A 16,128-nucleotide genomic window follows, 5' to 3' on the forward strand; every position below is an offset into this window, starting at 1 on the left:
GCGTTCCCACGCAGAGCGTGGGAACGATCAAATTCAAAAGATTAAGAAGACCAGCATGCGCACACTGACGATTGAACCGCTGACCAAAGAAGCCTTCGCCCCTTTCGGTGACGTGATCGAAACCGACGGCAGCGATCACTTCATGATCAACAACGGTTCGACCATGCGCTTTCACAAACTGGCGACGGTGGAAACCGCCACGCCAGAGGATAAGGCGATCATCAGCATCTTCCGCGCCGACGCGCAGGACATGCCGCTGACCGTCAGCATGCTGGAGCGTCATCCGCTGGGCAGCCAGGCTTTCATTCCGCTGCTCGGCAACCCCTTTCTGATCGTGGTCGCGCCACTTGGCGATGAACCTGTATCAGGCTTGGTCCGCGCCTTCGTCACCAACGGCAGGCAGGGCATTAATTACCATCGCGGCGTCTGGCACCACCCGGTGCTGACGATCGAAAAGCGGGATGACTTCCTGGTGGTTGATCGCAGTGGCACAGGCAATAACTGCGATGAGCATTTTTTCAAAGAGGATGAGCGTTTGATCCTCGCCCCCCACCAATAAGAGAAGGTCTGATCACTCGACAACAGAGTGACAGGCGAGAGGTAAAGACTGTGGAAGCACATCTGTTGGAATGGCTGAACCTGAGCGTGCGCTGGGTTCACATGATTACTGGCGTGGCCTGGATCGGCGCATCGTTCTACTTCGTCTGGCTGGAAAACAACCTCAATCGGGTCAACCCGAAAAGCGGTCTGGCCGGTGACTTGTGGGCGATCCATGGCGGCGGTATCTACCACCTGGAAAAATACAAACTGGCTCCACCGACCATGCCGGACAACCTGCACTGGTTCAAATGGGAAGCCTACTTCACCTGGATGTCGGGTATCGCGCTGCTGTGCGTGGTGTTCTATTCCAACCCGACGCTCTACCTGCTGGCTCCAGGCAGCACCCTGAGCGGCCCTGAAGGCGTGGCCATCGGTATCGGCTCGTTGTTCATCGGCTGGTTCATCTACTCCTTCCTCTGTGACTCGGCCCTGGGCAAACGCCCTGCCCTGCTGGGTTTCATCCTGTTCGTACTGATCATTGGCGCCGCCTATGGCTTCAGCAAGGTGTTCAGCGGTCGTGGTGCATACCTGCACGTCGGCGCGATCATCGGCACCATCATGGTCGGCAACGTGTTCCGCATCATCATGCCGGCGCAACGCGCACTGGTGGCGGCCATCGCCGAGAACCGCACGCCCGATCCGGCGCTTCCGGCCAAAGGCCTGCTGCGTTCGCGCCACAACAACTACTTCACCTTGCCGGTGCTGTTCATCATGATCAGCAACCACTTCCCGAGCACCTACGGCAGCCAATACAACTGGCTGATCCTGGCCGGGATCGCGGTACTGGCGGTGTTGGTGCGTCACTACTTCAACACCCGTCACGACAGCCACAAGTTTGCCTGGACCCTGCCGGTGGCAGCGGTGGGCATGATTTGCCTGGCCTATGTGTCTGGTCCGAAGCCGATGTCCAGCGCGCCTGAAGTGGCCAAGGCACCTGCCGCGATCGAGTACCAGCCTCTGCCGGAAACAGCAGTGGGTGGTGGTTTGAAACCGGCTGAAGCAAAACCTGCCGAAGCCCCTGCAACCGCGCAAGTTAAGGCGTCCAACGCCGGCCCTGGTTTCGACAAGGTGCACAGCGTGATCCAGGAACGCTGCGCAGTCTGTCATTCGGCCAAACCGACCAGCCCACTCTTCAGCGCCGCTCCCGCCGGCGTGATGCTCGACACCCCCGAGCAGATCCGCCAGAACGCGGCGCGCATCCAGGCTCAAGCGGTTGCCACCCAGATCATGCCGTTGGGCAACATCACCCAGATGACCCAGCAGGAACGTGACCTGATCGGCGCCTGGATCGTTCAGGGTGCCCCGACCAATTAAGCAATAAAAGCTTCGCGAGCAGGCTCGCTCCCACACAGACAATGCAAAACCTGTGGGAGCGAGCCTGCTCGCGAATGGCCGCACCGCGGTCGACCCTGATGCAAAAATCACAAGAATAAAAATGATCCGAGGTGTTGCATGTCCGAGCTCTTCCAAGCGCGCATCCCCGACGCACCCGCCATTCAGCGTTTGCCCCTTTTGCAACTGATCCTGGTCGGTCTGCAACATGTTCTGCTGATGTACGGCGGCGCCATTGCGGTGCCGCTGATCATCGGACAGGCCGCTGGCCTGAATCGTGAAGAAATCGCCTTCCTGATCAACGCCGACCTGCTGGTCGCCGGCATCGCCACCATCGTCCAGTCTCTCGGTATCGGTCCCATGGGCATTCGCATGCCGGTGATGATGGGTGCCAGTTTCGCCGCCGTCGGCAGCATGGTCGCCATGGCCTGCATGCCGGGCATCGGCCTGCAGGGGATCTTCGGCGCGACCATCGCCGCCGGGTTCTTCGGCATGCTGATCGCGCCATTCATGTCCAAGGTCGTGCGCTTCTTCCCGCCGCTGGTCACTGGCACGGTCATCACCTCGATCGGTTTGTCGCTGTTCCCCGTGGCCGTGAACTGGGCCGGCGGTGGTGCTCAAGCCGCTCAATTCGGCTCACCGATCTACCTGACCATCGCCGCGTTGGTGCTGGGCACCATCCTGCTGGTGCATCGCTTCATGCGCGGCTTCTGGGTCAACATTTCCGTATTGATCGGCATGTGCCTGGGCTATGTACTTTGTGGCGTGCTGGGCATGGTCGACCTCAGCGGCATGGCTCAGGCGCCATGGCTGCAATTTGTCACGCCGCTGCACTTTGGCATGCCGAAATTCGAGCTCGCGCCAATCCTCTCGATGTGCCTGGTGGTGGTGATCATTTTCGTCGAGTCCACCGGGATGTTCCTGGCCTTGGGCAAGATCACCGGCCAGGAAGTCTGCCCGCGCATGTTGCGTCGCGGCTTGTTGTGTGATGCTGGTGCCTCGTTCTTCGCCGGCTTCTTCAACACCTTCACCCACTCCTCCTTCGCGCAGAACATCGGCCTTGTGCAGATGACTGGCGTACGTTGCCGCTCAGTAACCATCGTTGCGGGCGGCTTGTTGATCGTGCTGAGCCTTCTGCCCAAGGCCGCGTTCCTCGTGGCCTCGATTCCACCGGCGGTGCTGGGCGGCGCGGCGATCGCAATGTTCGGCATGGTCGCCGCCACCGGGATCAAGATCCTGCAGGAAGCCGACATCGGTGACCGACGCAACCAATTGCTGGTGGCGGTGAGCATCGGCATGGGCCTGATTCCGGTGGTTCGGCCGGAGTTTTTCGCCCACCTGCCGGTGTGGATGAGCCCGATCACCCACAGCGGTATCGCCATGGCCACGCTTAGCGCCCTGACCCTGAACTTGCTGTTCAACATCCTCGGCGGCGCCGAACGCGCGGCCATCAACGACTGTCACGCCCACTAAGACAGAAACGCCCTCCCACTGTAGGAGCGAGCATGCTCGCGATGGACGTGAAGACAACGCGTTTAACCAGATACCACGCGTAATCGTTAACGACCATCGCGAGCATGCTCGCTCCTACAGGGGTTGGGGTTTCCTGCGCCTTGAAAAATAAAAACAAGAGGGAGCAACAGATGATTCGGACACAGAAAAACATGCTGTTGGGTGCTGGCCTCCTGGCCGCGAGCCAAGCGATGGCCGGCGATCTACTGCTGTGGCAAACCAACAGCCTGAGCTATCTGTATGGCAAGGACTTCGCGGTCAACCCGCCGATCCAGCAAACGATCACTTTTGAACATGCCGACCGCTGGAAGTACGGCGACAACTTCATGTTCATCGACAGCACCTACTACAACGGCGAGAAAGACCGCAACAAAGGCGTGCACGCCTATTACGGCGAGTTCAGTCCGCGGCTCTCCTTCGGCAAGATTCTCGACCGCCGTTTCGAACTCGGCCCAATCAAGGATGTGTTGCTGGCCTTGACCTACGAGAATGGCGAAGACGACAGCGAGGCGTACCTGATCGGCCCCGGTTTTGACCTCGCGGTACCGGGCTTCAACTTTTTCACCTTGAACTTCTACTATCGCCAGACCGAAGGCTCGCGTCCCGGTGATGACGTCTGGCAGATCTCGCCGGCCTGGTCCTACACCGTGCCCCTGGGCAACTCGAGCCTGTTGATCGACGGCTACCTGGACTGGGTCGTCGACAATGACCAGAACTCGCGCGGCACGTATCACGCCAACCTGCACTTCAACCCGCAGGTCAAATATGACTTGGGCAAAACCCTCGGCTGGCGGGAAAAGCAGGTGTACGTCGGCGTCGAATACAGCTACTGGAAAGACAAGTACGGCATCGAAAACAACAACAACCTCGACACCCACGAAAGCACCACCAGCCTGCTGGTGAAGGTGCATTTCTAAGATGATCCGCAACCGTGCCCCAAACCTGTCGTCGGTGCGCTGTTGCGGAGCACTTGAGACCTGGCCGAGGAGTCAGTATTCTCCGCGGCCGCCTGAATCCGCTTTAAAAAAAAGCCCGGATTTAATTCCTGACCAGAAAGCCAACTTATCCCGGCTCTGGACGGTACCAAGGCACCCCCAAACCACTCTCAATCGACTGCTCCAGAGCCGCCGAACGGGAGTTTTTTTGTTTTCTGAAAGCCTTGGCGCAGCTCTTGCTAACAGTACAAAGCTGACCGAATGGATGATTTTTTTGCAGTTACGGAAAAAGGCGCCACACCAGAGCGTCGACCTTAAAAAAATAACGTGAAACCACTACTTTTTGGGAGCAACCGAATGAAACGTACGTGCACTAGCCTGATGCTGGCAGGATCGTTGCTGGCGGGGGGTCAGGCCATGGCCGGCGACTTGCTGCAATGGCAGAACAACAGCCTGACCTACCTGTATGGCAAGGACTTCCAGGTCAACCCGCGCATCCAGCAGACGGTGACCTTCGAACACGCCGACGGCTGGAAATACGGCGACAACTTCTTCTTCATCGACAAAATCTTCTACAACGGCAAGGAAGACGCCTTCGCAGGCAAGAACACTCACTATGGTGAATTCAGCCCGCGCTTGTCGTTCAACAAGATTTTCGATCAGAAGCTGGAGTTCGGTCCGATCAAGGACGTGCTGCTGGCCATGACCTATGAGTTCGGTGAAGACGATACCGAGTCGTACCTGATCGGTCCGGGTTTCGACCTGGCCATCCCCGGCTTTGACTACTTCCAGCTGAACTTCTACAACCGTCATACCGAAGGCGACCGCCCGGGTGACAACATCTGGCAAGTCACCCCGGTCTGGTCCTATACCATTCCAGTGGGTGACTCGGACGTGCTGATCGACGGTTTCATGGACTGGGTCGTTGACAACGACGTCAACAAGAAAGGCGAATACCACGCCAACCTGCACTTTAACCCACAGATCAAATACGACCTGGGCAAGGTGCTGAACCTGGGCGCCAAGCAGCTGTACGTCGGTGTCGAGTATGACTACTGGAAAAACAAGTACGGTATCGAAGACAGCCAGGGCTTCAAGACCGATCAGAGCGTGACCAGCTTCCTGGTCAAGGTGCACTTCTGATTTAAAAGCTTCGCGAGCAGGCTCGCTCCCACATTTGATCTTTGTCGCACTGAAGATTCACTGTGGGAGCGAGCCTGCTCGCGAATGCCGCACCGCCAATCTCAAGCCGAAACCACAGGTTCCGCCAACCCGAGAAACCGGCAAATCTCCCCGCGCTTGGCCAACGCATCCCGCCGCCCCAGATCAATCAACTCGCTGCAATACCCCGCCTCGAACAGCAGATAACTCAACACCCCCGCCCCGCTGGTCTTGGTCGCTCCCGGTCCACGCAAGAACAGGCGCAGCGCCGCTGGCAGTTCCTGGCGATGGCGTGCGGCGATCTCGTCGATCGGCTGGCTGGGTGAAATCACCAACACCTCCACTGGCGCCACCCCCAACGTACGGATCGGCGTGCCATCGGGCATGAGGCGACTGAACTGATTCAAGCGCTGCAAGAGTTCGATATCACTTTCCAGGCTATCGATGAACGTGCTGTTGAGCATATGCCCACCGATCTGCGCCAAGGTTGGCTGCTGACCGGAGTAGGCGCGTTGCAGCGGCTGCTCCGGGTCGATGCCGCGCGGGTTGCCGCTGACACCTACCACCAGCACCCGGTTGGCGCCCAGATGCAGGGCCGGGCTGATCGGTGCCGATTGGCGCACCGCGCCGTCGCCGAAATACTCCTCGCCGATTTTCACCGGGGCGAACAGCAGCGGAATGGCCGAACTGGCGAGTAAATGGTCGACCGACAATTGTGTGGGAACGCCGATCCGCCGATGGCGCAACCAGGCGTCTATAGTGCCGCCGCCCTGATAGAACGTCACCGCCTGACCGGATTCATAGCCGAACGCCGTGACCGCGACGGCCTGCAACTGCTTCTGCTCGATGGCGTGGGCAATGCCGCCCATGTGCAGTTTGTCGTCGAGTAATCCGCGTAGCGGCGAGCTGTTGAGCAACGCCACGGGCACCGGGGCGCCAAGGCCCAACAAACTGTGGCTAACGAACCGGGCGGCCTGGCTGATCACGCCCGGCCAGTCGCTGCGCAACACCAGATGGCTGCGAAAACCCTGCCAGAACGCCGTCAGCCGCTCGATAGCCGCGCGAAAATCCATCGCCCCGCTGGCCAGGCTGACGGCATTGATAGCGCCGGCGGAGGTGCCGACGATCACCGGAAAAGGATTGTCCGCACCCAATGGCAGCAACTCGGCAATCGCCGCCAGCACGCCCACTTGATAGGCCGCCCGAGCCCCGCCGCCGGAAAGGATCAAGCCCGTGACGGGTTCAGCGGGATTCATGAATAACGCTCCATGCTCATTGATGGGGATCGTCCCTTGTAGGAGCGAGCATGCTCGCGATGGACCCGAGGACGCCGCTGGGTGTCAGGCTGCCAGCATTATCGTTGACGACCATCGCGACGGTGCGACGATTCGACATGCTCGCTCCTACAGGGTGCGGCCGTTCAGCCGCGCTTTGGGTACAGCTTCGGTTCACCGGGCGGACGGCTCTTGAAGCGGCGATGGGCCCAGAGGTATTGCTCTGGGCAATCACGCAAGACGCCTTCGATCCACTGGTTGATGCGCAGGCAGTCGGCTTCCTCGGTTTCGCCTGGGAAGCCTTCGAGCGGCGCGTGGATCACCAGGCGATACCCACTCCCGTCCGCCAGGCGTTCCTGGGTGAACGGCACCACCAACGCCTTGCCCAACCGCGCGAACTTGCTGGTGGCGGTGACGGTGGCGGCCTGGATGCCGAACAACGGCACGAAAATGCTTTGCTTGGCGCCATAGTCCTGGTCCGGCGCATACCAGATCGCACGGCCGGCGCGTAGCAACTTGAGCATGCCGCGCACGTCCTCACGCTCCACCGCCAGCGAATCCAGGTTGTGCCGCTCGCGACCGCGACGCTGCACATAGTCGAATAGCGGGTTCTTGTGCTCGCGGTACATACCGTCGATGGTGTGTTGCTGGCCGAGCAGCGCCGCACCGATTTCCAGCGTGGTGAAGTGGACGGCCATCAGGATCACGCCCTTGCCCTCACGCTGGGCATTCTTCAGGTGCTCCAGGCCTTCGACATGGGCCAGTTTCGCCAACCGCTCGCGTGACCACCACCAGCTCATCGCCATTTCAAAGAAGGCGATACCGGTGGACGCAAAATTTTCCTTGAGCAGACGCTTGCGCTCTGCCGCGGATTTTTCCGGGAAGCACAGTTCGAGATTGCGCTTGGCAATGCGCCGCCGGTCGGCCGCTACCCGATACATCAAGGCACCCAGGACCCGACCGATCCACAGCAATGCAGGGTACGGCAGCTGGACAATCAGCCATAACAGCCCCAGGCCGCACCAGAGCGGCCAGAAACGCGGCATCAGAAAAGTTGTTCGAAAACGCGGGCGATCCATTAAAGGTTCCGAAAAGACGTTGGCCGCGCATTCTACATCGTTCGACCCGGCTTGCGGCTCGCGGGCGTTCTCGTTATAAGTCTGGGCACTTTTAGTGACAAGTCGTTGTATGCCGACCATGAGCCAAACCGAACCGCTTGACCAAGATCCCGTGTTCCAGTTGAAGGGCAGCATGCTTGCCATAACGGTGCTGGAACTGGCCCGAAATGACCTTGAAGGCCTCGATCGGCAGCTGGCCGCCAAAGTCGCTCAGGCGCCGAACTTCTTCAGTAATGCACCGCTGGTCCTGGCTTTGGACAAACTCCCGGCCAACGGTGGTGCCGTGGATCTGCCCGGCCTGATGCGCATCTGCCGTCAGCATGGCCTGCGTACCCTGGCCATCCGCGCCAGCCGCATCGAAGACATCGCGGCCGCCATCGCCGTCGACCTGCCAGTGTTGCCGCCATCCGGGGCCCGTGAACGGGCGCTGGACCTGAACGAAGGCGTCGTTGCGAAAAAACCGGAAAAACCAGCGGAACCGACCATCAAGCCGACGAAAATCATCACTTCGCCAGTGCGCGGTGGCCAGCAGATCTACGCCCAGGGCAGTGATCTGGTAGTGATCTCCTCGGTCAGCCCGGGGGCGGAACTTCTCGCCGATGGGAACATCCATGTATACGGCCCGATGCGCGGTCGTGTGCTGGCCGGCGTCAAAGGCGACACCAAGGCACGGATTTTCTGCCAGCAAATGAGCGCTGAACTGATCTCTATTGCCGGACATTACAAGGTTTCCGAAGATCTGCGCCGCGACCCGTTGTGGGGCTCGGGCGTGCAGGTCAGCCTGTCTGGCGATGTGTTGAACATCATTCGGCTTTAACGGATACTGCCGCATTTTCCAAGCATCTCTAAAACGTAGCGAAAACGGCTCAAACGAAGTAGGAAACAGGCTACAAACAGTGTTTACCGGGGGTAAATGCCGTCTGCGGCCATATTCCAGCCAAGGCTGTCCAACTGCTGTAGTTTTCAAGAGATGTTTTTCAGGGGCTAAAAGTCCTTTTTCCTTAGGGGTGAAACACCTTGGCCAAGATTCTCGTGGTTACATCCGGCAAGGGTGGTGTGGGTAAGACCACCACCAGCGCCGCTATCGGTACCGGCCTCGCTCTGCGCGGTCACAAAACAGTCATCGTCGACTTCGACGTCGGTTTGCGTAACCTCGACCTGATCATGGGTTGCGAGCGTCGCGTGGTGTATGACTTCGTCAACGTAGTGAACGGCGAAGCCAACCTGCAACAGGCCTTGATCAAAGACAAGCGCCTGGAGAACCTCTACGTACTGGCCGCCAGCCAGACCCGCGACAAAGACGCGCTGACGGTCGAAGGCGTGGAAAAAGTCCTGATGCAACTCAAGGAAGACTTCGAGTTCGTGGTCTGCGACTCCCCGGCGGGTATCGAAAAAGGTGCTCACCTGGCCATGTACTTCGCAGACGAAGCGATCGTGGTGACCAACCCGGAAGTCTCCTCGGTGCGCGACTCCGACCGCATGCTTGGCCTGCTGGCCAGCAAGTCCCGTCGAGCCGAGCGTGGCGAAGACCCGATCAAGGAACACCTGCTGATTACCCGTTACCATCCAGAGCGCGTGAGCAAGGGTGAAATGCTCGGCGTCGAAGACGTCAAGGAGATCCTCTCGGTGGCCCTGCTCGGCGTGATCCCTGAATCCCAGGCGGTGCTCAAGGCATCCAACCAGGGCGTTCCAGTGATTCTCGACGACCAGAGCGATGCAGGCCAGGCCTACAGCGATACCGTGGACCGCCTGTTGGGCAAAACCGTGGAACATCGTTTCCTTGATGTACAGAAGAAGGGATTCTTCGAGCGCCTGTTTGGAGGCAACTAACCAATGAACCTTTTTGACTTCTTTCGTGCCAACAAAAAGCAAAGCACCGCGTCGGTAGCGAAAGAGCGTCTACAGATCATCGTGGCGCACGAACGCGGCCAACGCAGTACCCCGGATTACCTGCCAGCCCTGCAGAAGGAACTGGTCGAGGTGATTCGCAAGTACGTCAATATCGGGTCCGATGACGTGCACGTCGCACTGGAAAGCCAGGGCAGCTGCTCGATTCTGGAACTCAATATCACCCTGCCAGATCGCTGAGTCGATCCGGGTGGAACCACGGCGGTTCAGGCCTGCAGGCCTGAACCGCCGTTGGCGTTTGTAACGAGGCTGTTTGATGCCGCTGTCCAATATTCACATCATCCATGAGGACGCTGCTGTCCTGGTGGTCAACAAACCCACCCTGTTGCTCTCCGTGCCCGGTCGGGCCGACGACAATAAGGACTGCCTGATTACCCGCCTGCAGGAAAACGGCTACCCGGAAGCGCGAATCGTCCATCGACTGGACTGGGAAACCTCCGGCATCATCCTGCTGGCCCGGGATCCCGATACGCACCGTGAACTGTCTCGGCAATTTCACGACCGCGAAACGGAAAAGGCCTACACCGCATTGTGCTGGGGCCAGCCGGAGCTCGACAGTGGCAGCATCGACTTGCCGCTGCGCTACGACCCGCCGACCAAGCCACGTCACGTGGTGGACCATGAATTCGGCAAACACGCCCTGACCTTCTGGCGCGTGCTGGAACGCTGCGGTGATTGGTGTCGCGTCGAACTCACGCCGATCACCGGACGCTCGCACCAATTGCGCGTGCACATGCTGTCGATCGGTCATCCATTGCTGGGCGACGGACTCTACGCCCATGAGCAAGCCCTGGCCGCCTGGCCACGCCTGTGCCTGCATGCAAGCATGCTTAGCTTCACCCACCCACAAAGCGGCGAGCGACTGCGCTTTGAGTGCCCTGCACCTTTTTGAGTGGCTGACCACTGAAAGCGCATTGAAAACGCCCTTGCAATGAAGGGCGCTTTTCATTTGTCGTTACAACATTTGCTGACAACAGCGCGCCTGCATTGCCCCAGGCCAATACGGTAAACTCGCGCTTCTGTTGCCTGGAGCTACTTATGCGCGAAGCGCTGCCCCCCCTGGAAAAAACACCGCACCAGTTGCTCTACCTCATCTATGGCAACCAGGATGTCTACCGGCGCGAAGCCAAATTCAGCATGCTCACCGCCCTGTCGCAACTCAAACGGGGCGAGTCATTGTGCATCAGGGTCATGACCGATCGCCCGGAAGATTATGCTGGCTGGCCGGTGGACACGATCGCCCTGAACGAGCAGACCATGACCCAGTGGCAGGGCGAAAACGGCTATCACCATCGACGCAAGGCCTGCGCCATTGCCCAAGGGCTGAAGCTTGCGCAAAAGACGCTGTTCGTCGACACCGATACACTGTTCCTGGAATCGCCGCATCGCGTCTTCGACCGCATCGCGCCCGGGCGTTATGTCATGGACCGTTTCGAGTACGACTGGAGCTACGTCTGCGAACGCCCGGACTACGTCAAGCTCGGCCGCTGCCTGCAAACCCATGGCATCTCGGCCAACAACAGTTTCAAGCTGTATAACAGCGGGCTGTGCGGTGTCACCGACGGTGATACGCGGTTGCTCGATGAATCAATCCGCCTGATCGATGAATGGACCCGAGACTCATTCGATATCCACACCATCGAGCAAATCGCCCTGTCGTTCGCGATGCGCAACCAACCCGTTCAGGAAGCAAAGAAGTTCGTCTATCACTACTTCGCGGAAAAACGCTTCTTCCATGCCATGCAGAAGCATTTTTTCTCCCGCCATGGCGAGCAGTTCCGTGCCGAGCTGCCAGCGCTGTGCACAGAAGTCCCGCGCTGCAAGCCCGTGCCCTCACCCTGGCAGCGCCTGCGCATCAAGTGGAAGCTGCGCAACAAGCGCAAGAGCGTGAAAAAGGTCGGTCGTGACCTACTCTATGGAAGCGCGGCGCCCGAACATCCTTACTACGAAGTGTGCCGCCATGAATGGTGGGAGTCCGCCTCCCGCGAAATCCTGCGCTGGGATGAAGACAAACAGAAAAGGTTTTTCGGCACGGACAAGGGTCGCTGGCCAAAACATCTGCCGCGGCCAGCCAAGTCCAGCGACGAACAAACCATCATTGCCTACCTGCGCGAGCGAATGACCCATTGAGCGCCCGGCCAGGCCCGGTGCTGCAAGCTCTTGTCCAACGCACCGGGCCAATACGTTAAACTGGCGTCATTGCTGTCTGGAGCTACTTATGCGCGAAGAGTTGAACCAAGGCCTGATCGATTTCCTCAAGGCCTCCCCTACCCCGTTTCATGCCACCGCCAGCCTTGTTCAGCGTCTGGAAGCGGCGGGCTTCCAACGCCTGGACGAACGCGAGCCATGGAACACCGAAGCCAATGGTCGCTACTACGTCACCCGTAACGACTCCTCGATCGTCGCGATCAAGATGGGCCGGCACTCGCCACTGCACGGCGGCATTCGCCTGGTCGGTGCCCACACCGACAGCCCGTGCCTGCGGGTCAAGCCTCAGCCGGAACTGCAACGCCAGGGTTTCTGGCAATTGGGCGTCGAAGTCTATGGAGGCGCCCTGCTGGCTCCCTGGTTCGACCGCGACCTGTCCCTGGCCGGCCGCGTCACCTTCCGTCGTGATGGAAAGGTCGAAAGCCAGCTGATCGACTTCAAGGCGCCGATCGCGATCATCCCCAACCTGGCCATTCACCTCAATCGTGAAGCCAACATGGGCTGGGCGATCAACGCCCAGACCGAACTGCCCCCGGTACTTGCGCAATTCGCCGGGGACGAGCGCGTGGATTTCCGCGCCGTGCTCACCGACCAACTGGCCCGCGAACACGGCCTGAACGCCGATGTCGTGCTGGATTACGAATTGAGCTTCTACGACACCCAAAGCGCGGCCGTCATTGGCCTGCATGGTGATTTCATCGCCGGCGCGCGCCTGGACAACCTGCTGTCATGCTATGCCGGCCTGCAAGCGCTGCTGACCACGGACACCGACGAAACGTGCGTCCTGGTCTGCAATGACCACGAGGAAGTCGGATCCTGCTCGGCCTGTGGCGCCGACGGTCCGATGCTGGAGCAGACATTGCGCCGCCTGCTGCCAGAAGGCGATGAATTCGTACGCACCATTCAGAAATCACTGCTGGTCTCGGCCGACAACGCCCACGGCGTGCACCCCAACTACGCCGACAAGCACGATGCCAATCACGGCCCGAAACTCAACGCCGGCCCTGTGATCAAGGTCAACAGCAACCAGCGCTACGCCACCAACAGCGAAACCGCCGGGTTCTTCCGTCACCTGTGCATGGCCGAAGAAGTGCCGGTGCAGAGCTTCGTGGTGCGCAGCGACATGGGTTGCGGCTCGACCATCGGCCCAATCACCGCCAGCCACCTTGGGGTGCGTACCGTGGACATCGGCCTGCCGACCTTCGCCATGCATTCGATCCGCGAACTGTGCGGCAGCCATGACCTGGCGCACCTGGTAAAGGTGCTCAGTGCGTTCTACGCCTGCCGCGAATTGCCGTAACCGCGCATGAATCTGCATCTTTATCTGTAGGAGCGAGCATGCTCGCGATGGAGGCACAAGCACCGCGAGGTGTCAGACGGCCAGCGATTTCGTTGGCGTCCATCGCGAGCATGCTCGCTCCTACAGACAGCAGCCTGCAAAATGCCACCTAGACTTTAACCACTCCTTTGACAAGGCAGTCGCCATGATCACGATGTCCTCATTTCACGCCATGCTCATCCCCATTCTTATCGGGATGATCATGTTGGCAGTCGGTTTCAATTTTCGCGACAAGAACGCCGGCGTGCTCGCCATGTGGCTCGGCATGCTGCTGATCCTGGCCACGGTGATCTTCAAGATCCTCGCCAAACTCAACGAATAAAATCCCCACCCCGCTCGCATTGGTTTTGACGGGCTCGTACACTCGGTCGATCTGCCCATTTCGAGGTTGACCGCCTAGTGTTCGCTCGCCTGTTCGCCCTGCCATGTCTTTTCCTTATCTGCCTGATGACCCTGATGGCGTCAGCGCCTGCCCAGGCCGTCGGGTTGCCGGGCCTGCTTGGCAGCCCGGCAAAAACCCAACCCGAGGCGCAGGAACCCCTTGGGCAATCCCTCGACGAAGTCATCAAGTCGCTGGAGAACGATCAGCAGCGCAGCAAGCTGCTGGCTGATCTGAAGAGGCTGCGCGACGCCACAAAAAAAGCCCAACCGGTCGCCGAGGAAGGCGTGCTGGGCCTGATCGGCGGGACCCTGGCCAGTTTCGAAAAGCAATTCTCCGGCGCCGACAGCCCAATCACTCGCTGGTCCGCCGAATTCGATCTGGCCAAGGATGAATTGGCGGCACTGGTGCTGCCGGCCAGCGAGTGGCTGCCGATCATCTTCGCCTTTGCCATGATCCTGATGGTCTGGAGCCTGCTGGCGGCGGTGCTGATCTGGGTCAGCCATCGGGTACGGATGCGCTTCGGCCTGACCGAGGAATTGCCGCAACACCCCCGGGCCGTGGATATGCTGCGCTTTGCCCTGCGCAAGCTGGGGCCGTGGTTGATTGCCTTGGTCATCACGGTCTACATGAGTTACGCCCTGCCATCGTCACTCGGTAAAAGCCTCGCCATGGTGTTGGCCTATGCACTGGTGGTCGGCACCTGTTTCTCAGCAATCTGCGTGATTGCCTTTTCCCTGCTCGACGGCCCGCACCGTCACCGGGCCCTGTACATCCTGCGGCACCAGGCCTTCCGACCGCTATGGTTGATCGGCAGTTTCGCCGCTTTTGGTGAGGCCTTGAGCGACCCACGCCTGGTTGAAAGCCTTGGCGTACACCTGGCGCACACGGCGGCGACGGTGGCCAATGTGTTGGCGGCGTTGTCCACGGGGCTGTTCATCCTGCGTTTCCGGCGCCCGATTGCCCACTTGATCCGCAATCAGCCACTGTCCCGGCGCCTGACCCGCCGCGCCCTCAGCGACACCATCGAAATTCTCGGCACCTTCTGGTTTGTACCGGCACTGGTGCTGGTGGGGATCTCGCTGTTCGCCACCTTCGTCTCGGCAGGCGACACCAGCACCGCGCTGCGCCAGTCGCTGATCTGCACCGTGTTGCTGGTGTTGTGCATGGTCATCAATGGCCTGGTGCGCCGCCACGCCCTCAAACCGCAACGCGGCGCAAAGCGTCACGCGCTGTATTCGGAACGCCTGAAAAACTTCTTCTATACCCTGGCCCATCTAGTGGTATGGCTGGCATTCATCGAACTGGGCCTGCGGGTGTGGGGCATGTCACTGATCGGCTTCACCGAAGGTGAAGGACATGAGGTCAGCGTCAAGCTGTTCAGCCTTATTGGCACACTGATCTTTGCCTGGCTGATCTGGATCCTCAGCGACACCGCCGTGCATCACGCCCTCACCCGCTCTCGCAAGGGCCTGGCCAACGCCCGCGCACAGACCATGATGCCGCTGATCCGCAACGTGCTGTTCGTGGCGATTTTCATCATCGCGCTGATCGTCGCCCTGGCGAACATGGGCATGAACGTTACGCCACTGCTGGCCGGTGCCGGCGTGATCGGCCTGGCCATCGGTTTTGGCGCCCAATCGCTGGTCGCCGACCTGATCACCGGCCTGTTCATCATCATCGAAGACTCCCTGGCCATCGACGACTACGTGGACGTCGGCGGCCATCTGGGCACCGTCGAGGGCCTGACCATTCGCACCGTGCGTCTCCGGGACATCGACGGCATCGTCCACACCATTCCGTTCAGCGAAATCAAGAGCATCAAGAATTACTCCCGGGAATTTGGCTACGCGATATTCCGGGTCGCGGTGCCTGCCAGCATGGACATCGACAATGCGATCAAGCTGATGCGCGACGTCGGCCAGAAAATGCGCACCGACCCGCTGCAACGACGCAATATCTGGTCGCCCCTGGAGTTTCAGGGCGTGGAGAGCTTCGAGTCCGGCAACGCGATTCTGCGGGCTCGATTCAAGACCGCTCCGATCAAGCAATGGGAAGTTTCACGGGCATTCAACCTGTCGCTCAAACGGCATCTGGATGAAGCCGGACTGGACCTGGCGACACCGCGCATGAGCATTCAGGTGGTGACGGCGGGCGGCGGGCCAACTGCCGAATAACCCCATAATGTAGGAGCAGCCAGTCGACGCTCGAATGCTCGCGATGGAGGATCAGGCAGCGCGGGGTGTCAGACAGCCAGCGTTTTCGTTGACCACCATCGCGAGCATTCGAGCGTCGACCGGCTGCTCCTACAACAACAACAACAAATCACAGGCATAAAAAATCCCCGAACCAGTCGGGGATT

The 16,128-nt window shown here is 59.7% G+C and carries 16 protein-coding genes; 13 read left to right on the plus strand and 3 right to left on the minus strand.

What is annotated here, in order from left to right; all coding sequences use genetic code 11:
- Positions 1-55 precede the first annotated feature (55 nt).
- The 5 genes from PSUM_RS10005 (at position 56) to PSUM_RS10025 (ending at position 5,522) form a co-directional block, all read left to right on the plus strand.
- Positions 56-559 carry an ureidoglycolate lyase gene (locus PSUM_RS10005; RefSeq protein ID WP_007988150.1) on the plus strand — a complete coding sequence of 168 codons (504 nt, stop codon included), beginning with the start codon at positions 56-58 and terminating at the stop codon, positions 557-559.
- A gap of 50 nt (positions 560-609) precedes the next feature.
- A complete protein-coding gene (locus PSUM_RS10010; protein WP_033044497.1) occupies positions 610-1,914 on the plus strand; it encodes a urate hydroxylase PuuD in 1,305 nt (434 codons plus the stop codon).
- 138 nt (positions 1,915-2,052) lie between these two features.
- Positions 2,053-3,405, plus strand: a complete 1,353-nt coding sequence (locus tag PSUM_RS10015) for a nucleobase:cation symporter-2 family protein (RefSeq protein WP_083349440.1) — start codon at positions 2,053-2,055, stop codon at positions 3,403-3,405.
- A gap of 170 nt (positions 3,406-3,575) precedes the next feature.
- Positions 3,576-4,361 (plus strand): outer membrane protein OmpK, encoded by a 786-nt coding sequence (locus PSUM_RS10020; protein WP_020800417.1) that lies wholly within the window; start codon positions 3,576-3,578, stop codon positions 4,359-4,361.
- 375 nt (positions 4,362-4,736) lie between these two features.
- Complete coding sequence (locus tag PSUM_RS10025) at positions 4,737-5,522, plus strand: outer membrane protein OmpK (protein ID WP_083349441.1); 786 nt, start codon at positions 4,737-4,739, stop codon at positions 5,520-5,522.
- 101 nt (positions 5,523-5,623) lie between these two features.
- Here the strand turns inward: PSUM_RS10025 and PSUM_RS10030 are convergent, their stop codons facing one another.
- The 3 genes from PSUM_RS10030 to PSUM_RS10035 are packed head-to-tail and all read right to left on the minus strand — an operon-like array spanning position 5,624 to position 7,893.
- Positions 5,624-6,796: a patatin-like phospholipase family protein gene (locus PSUM_RS10030; RefSeq protein ID WP_083349442.1), complete on the minus strand. Its 1,173-nt coding sequence runs from the start codon at positions 6,794-6,796 to the stop codon at positions 5,624-5,626.
- Between the two features lie 16 nt (positions 6,797-6,812).
- Positions 6,813-6,935 (minus strand): hypothetical protein, encoded by a 123-nt coding sequence (locus PSUM_RS32355; protein WP_020800413.1) that lies wholly within the window; start codon positions 6,933-6,935, stop codon positions 6,813-6,815.
- Between the two features lie 25 nt (positions 6,936-6,960).
- Entirely contained in the window at positions 6,961-7,893 is a 933-nt protein-coding gene (locus PSUM_RS10035; protein ID WP_020800412.1) for a lipid A biosynthesis lauroyl acyltransferase, read from the minus strand.
- Positions 7,894-8,011: 118 nt separating this feature from the next.
- Here PSUM_RS10035 and minC point away from each other — a divergent pair, with 118 nt between their 5' ends.
- The 8 genes from minC to PSUM_RS10070 all read left to right on the plus strand — a co-directional run bounded on the left by minC (position 8,012) and on the right by PSUM_RS10070 (position 15,943).
- Entirely contained in the window at positions 8,012-8,749 is a 738-nt protein-coding gene (minC, locus tag PSUM_RS10040; RefSeq protein ID WP_033044636.1) for a septum site-determining protein MinC, read from the plus strand.
- A 200-nt stretch (positions 8,750-8,949) separates the two neighbouring features.
- The gene (gene minD, locus PSUM_RS10045) at positions 8,950-9,762 is read left to right on the plus strand and encodes a septum site-determining protein MinD (protein ID WP_008056976.1); all 813 of its coding nucleotides are present in this window, start codon (positions 8,950-8,952) and stop codon (positions 9,760-9,762) included.
- Between the two features lie 3 nt (positions 9,763-9,765).
- Positions 9,766-10,020, plus strand: coding sequence for a cell division topological specificity factor MinE (minE, locus tag PSUM_RS10050; protein WP_007974947.1), 255 nt, complete (start codon positions 9,766-9,768; stop codon positions 10,018-10,020).
- Between the two features lie 76 nt (positions 10,021-10,096).
- Positions 10,097-10,732: an RluA family pseudouridine synthase gene (locus PSUM_RS10055; protein ID WP_020800410.1), complete on the plus strand. Its 636-nt coding sequence runs from the start codon at positions 10,097-10,099 to the stop codon at positions 10,730-10,732.
- Between the two features lie 146 nt (positions 10,733-10,878).
- On the plus strand, positions 10,879-11,970 hold the full coding sequence (locus PSUM_RS10060; RefSeq protein ID WP_020800409.1) for a hypothetical protein: 1,092 nt from the start codon (positions 10,879-10,881) through the stop codon (positions 11,968-11,970).
- 88 nt (positions 11,971-12,058) lie between these two features.
- Positions 12,059-13,348: a M18 family aminopeptidase gene (locus PSUM_RS10065; protein ID WP_046817960.1), complete on the plus strand. Its 1,290-nt coding sequence runs from the start codon at positions 12,059-12,061 to the stop codon at positions 13,346-13,348.
- A 184-nt stretch (positions 13,349-13,532) separates the two neighbouring features.
- Complete coding sequence (locus tag PSUM_RS31835; protein ID WP_008056983.1) at positions 13,533-13,709, plus strand: hypothetical protein; 177 nt, start codon at positions 13,533-13,535, stop codon at positions 13,707-13,709.
- A 77-nt stretch (positions 13,710-13,786) separates the two neighbouring features.
- Positions 13,787-15,943: a mechanosensitive ion channel family protein gene (locus tag PSUM_RS10070; protein WP_083349443.1), complete on the plus strand. Its 2,157-nt coding sequence runs from the start codon at positions 13,787-13,789 to the stop codon at positions 15,941-15,943.
- Positions 15,944-16,128 lie beyond the last annotated feature (185 nt).

It is taken from the genome of Pseudomonas umsongensis, assembly GCF_002236105.1.
Taxonomy (GTDB): domain Bacteria; phylum Pseudomonadota; class Gammaproteobacteria; order Pseudomonadales; family Pseudomonadaceae; genus Aquipseudomonas; species Aquipseudomonas umsongensis.

Bases quoted from the DNA above. Each gene is read 5' to 3' on its own strand.
- PSUM_RS10060 (WP_020800409.1), top strand. From the start codon at position 10,879: ATGCGCGAAGCGCTGCCCCCCCTGGAAAAAACACCGCACCAGTTGCTC.
- PSUM_RS10015 (WP_083349440.1), top strand. From the start codon at position 2,053: ATGTCCGAGCTCTTCCAAGCGCGCATCCCCGACGCACCCGCCATTCAG.
- minC (WP_033044636.1), top strand. From the start codon at position 8,012: ATGAGCCAAACCGAACCGCTTGACCAAGATCCCGTGTTCCAGTTGAAG.
- PSUM_RS10030 (WP_083349442.1), bottom strand. From the start codon at position 6,796: ATGAATCCCGCTGAACCCGTCACGGGCTTGATCCTTTCCGGCGGCGGG.
- PSUM_RS10035 (WP_020800412.1), bottom strand. From the start codon at position 7,893: ATGGATCGCCCGCGTTTTCGAACAACTTTTCTGATGCCGCGTTTCTGG.
- PSUM_RS10065 (WP_046817960.1), top strand. From the start codon at position 12,059: ATGCGCGAAGAGTTGAACCAAGGCCTGATCGATTTCCTCAAGGCCTCC.
- PSUM_RS10025 (WP_083349441.1), top strand. From the start codon at position 4,737: ATGAAACGTACGTGCACTAGCCTGATGCTGGCAGGATCGTTGCTGGCG.
- PSUM_RS32355 (WP_020800413.1), bottom strand. From the start codon at position 6,935: ATGTCGAATCGTCGCACCGTCGCGATGGTCGTCAACGATAATGCTGGC.
- PSUM_RS10020 (WP_020800417.1), top strand. From the start codon at position 3,576: ATGATTCGGACACAGAAAAACATGCTGTTGGGTGCTGGCCTCCTGGCC.
- PSUM_RS31835 (WP_008056983.1), top strand. From the start codon at position 13,533: ATGATCACGATGTCCTCATTTCACGCCATGCTCATCCCCATTCTTATC.
- PSUM_RS10055 (WP_020800410.1), top strand. From the start codon at position 10,097: ATGCCGCTGTCCAATATTCACATCATCCATGAGGACGCTGCTGTCCTG.
- PSUM_RS10005 (WP_007988150.1), top strand. From the start codon at position 56: ATGCGCACACTGACGATTGAACCGCTGACCAAAGAAGCCTTCGCCCCT.
- minE (WP_007974947.1), top strand. From the start codon at position 9,766: ATGAACCTTTTTGACTTCTTTCGTGCCAACAAAAAGCAAAGCACCGCG.